Raw genomic sequence first — 2,036 nt, 5'->3', positions numbered from 1 at the left:
CCCATACTCCGCAAGGTCGTTACGGCCGCAGCATGGGCTCGCGCTCGATGTTGCGCTTGTCGAGCCGCGCGTCGTACGTCGCCAGCGGCTTGGCCACCGACGGGTTCGCCTGGACCGAGGTCGACGCGACGCCGGCCCACTCCAGGATGCGGGCCGTGGCGAGCGCCTTCTGCTCGGGGACCAGACCCGCGACGTTCGCGCCGTGGTTCAGACCGGGAGCGGCGAAGACGTACGAGTCCTTCGCACCCTTCCCGAGACGGAAGCGCTCGGCACCCCAGGGGTCGTTCTGCCCGTACACGAACAGCATGTGCTGGGCCCGGTGCTGGATCCAGTTGTCGACGTCACGCATCGCCCGCGGCTGGAACTTCATCGGGATGTCCCGGGGGACGAAGTTGCGCGGCGGCTGGTAGCCGTAGCGGACGTACTTCTTCTCGATGTGCGGGAACTTGATGTTGGGCGCGCCGAGTTGGGTGCCCGCCTGGTAGTAGTACGGCGTGTACGGCTCCAGGCCCTGGTCGGTGTAGTTGACGAACCCGGAGATCGTGTCGATCGAGGTCCAGATGTCGTCGTCGGTCGCGTTCTTCGCGTCCGCCGGGATGGACTCGCAGTCGGCGAGCAGGCTGTACTGCCAGAAGCCCCAGACGTAGTCGAGGACGACGGCCTCGTACGCCCGGTCGAGGCTGCCGATGGTGGTGAAGGTGTAGCCCTCGGTGGCGGCGACCTCCGCGTACTTCTTCTCCAGCGGCTCCCGGCGGACGAGCGCCTCACGCTGTACGGCGTTCAGCCGGTCGCGGCACTCCTTGGTGCCGACGCTGGCGAAGAACCGGTCGTAGGCCGAGTCCTCGTTGTTCACCACGTCGTTGGGGGCGACGTACGCGACGACGCCGTCCATGTCACGCGGGTAGAAGCGCTCGTAGTACGTGGCGGTCATGCCGCCCTTCGAACCGCCCGTGGACAGCCACTTCTTGGCGTAGATCTTCTTCAGCGCCGTGAAGACGCGGTGCTGGTCGCTGGCCGCCTGCCAGATGTCCAGCTTCGACCAGTTGGCCGGGTCGGGCCTGGACGGGGTGAAGAAGCGGTACTCCAGGGAGACCTGGTTGCCGTCGACGATCCGTGTCGGCTCACTGCGACTCGGGTTCGTGTTGACGAAGTACCCGCTGGTGAAGAAGACCGTCGGGCGCGAGACGTCCTTGTGCAGGACGGTGATCCGCTGCTGGAACGTGCCCTTGGACGGGTGCCGGTGGTCGATCGGCTGAGTGTAGTTGAGGACGAAGTACCGGTAGCCGGTGTACGGCTTCTCCTGGATCAGGCTCATGCCCGGTATCGCGAGGAGCTGGTCCTTGATGTCCGCACTGCTGGTCGTTCGCGTGGTGCCGGTGGCTTCCGGCTGAGCGGCGGTCGCCGCTCCCGCCGTGCTCAACGTGCCTATGAGCACGGCGAGCGCGAGCAGCCATCTGGACGCCTTGCGCATGCACCCTCCCCTGTGAGACATCTGTGCGCCGGAAGCTATCGGAGCAACTGGGCGGCGCACCAGGGGAGATAGGGAAATCCCTCGGGCAGTGGGTCAGTGAATAGGGTCCGGGAACAGGCTCAACACCGGATCCAGCCAGAACTGACCGATCCTCGCCCCACCGCCCCCTTGACCCACACCTGCCGCCGTCCGGCGTGCACGGTGACCGGTCCGGCCCGTTTCGAGAACAGTCCCTCGTCGACGACCGGCCGCCCGCCCCGGGCCTTCACGCTCACCGACATCCACTGGCGGGCGCCGGGCCGCTTGGGCACGGTCACCGCGCAGACGTAGCCGTTGCGCCGGTAGATGTGCACGACGCCGGTGGAGAACGTCAGCGTGCGTGCCTTGCGGCCGGAGCACGCGGAGGCCGCGGAGGCGGTGGAGGCCGCCTCGGCCGGGGCCGGGCTCGCGAGGGAGAGCATCCCGGACGCGGTCAGCACGGCCAGACCGAGCGCCATCCGCCGCCGTACCGAACCACCACTCACCGTCTCCCCCTCCAGCTGCCACCGACGACATTAGCCGTGCG

Annotated in this window: 2 protein-coding genes; both read right to left on the bottom strand. The window is 67.7% G+C overall.

What is annotated here, in order from left to right; all coding sequences use genetic code 11:
- Nucleotides 1-19 precede the first annotated feature (19 nt).
- Nucleotides 20-1,471, bottom strand: coding sequence for a S28 family serine protease (locus STRTUCAR8_RS40890; protein ID WP_006382272.1), 1,452 nt, complete (start codon nucleotides 1,469-1,471; stop codon nucleotides 20-22).
- A 119-nt stretch (nucleotides 1,472-1,590) separates the two neighbouring features.
- Entirely contained in the window at nucleotides 1,591-1,995 is a 405-nt protein-coding gene (locus STRTUCAR8_RS40885) for a hypothetical protein (protein WP_179200640.1), read from the bottom strand.
- Nucleotides 1,996-2,036 lie beyond the last annotated feature (41 nt).

It is taken from the genome of Streptomyces turgidiscabies Car8 (assembly GCF_000331005.1).
Classification (GTDB): domain Bacteria; phylum Actinomycetota; class Actinomycetes; order Streptomycetales; family Streptomycetaceae; genus Streptomyces; species Streptomyces turgidiscabies.
This window is presented reverse-complemented; position numbering and strand designations above follow the sequence as displayed.

What these genes read in the sequence shown, in the direction of transcription:
- STRTUCAR8_RS40890 (WP_006382272.1), bottom strand. Translation starts at nt 1,471, where the DNA reads ATGCGCAAGGCGTCCAGATGGCTGCTCGCGCTCGCCGTGCTCATAGGC.